Annotated in this window: 1 pseudogene; it reads right to left on the reverse strand. The window is 50.6% G+C overall.

Annotation, left to right across the window (positions count from 1 at the left end):
• A pseudogene (locus SB756_RS33650) lies at window positions 1-247 on the reverse strand (F0F1 ATP synthase subunit alpha); the annotation flags it as partial.

The raw sequence follows: 247 nt of genomic DNA on the forward strand, positions 1-247 counted from the left end.
CAGCAACAGACATTGGCGCGTACTGTTTCTGCTTCATTAGCTCTGTTACACGCTCACCATGCTCAAGTTGAGCACGTGTAGCATCGTCAAGGTCAGACGCGAACTGCGAGAACGCAGCTAATTCACGGTACTGAGCTAGGGCTAGACGGATACCGCCACCTAGTTTCTTAACGATTTTAGTTTGTGCAGCACCACCAACACGCGATACCGAGATACCAGCATTTACTGCCGGACGGATACCTGAGTT

Origin of the sequence: Pseudomonas sp. SIMBA_068 (assembly GCF_046534705.1) — a bacterium.
Classification (GTDB): domain Bacteria; phylum Pseudomonadota; class Gammaproteobacteria; order Pseudomonadales; family Pseudomonadaceae; genus Aquipseudomonas; species Aquipseudomonas putida.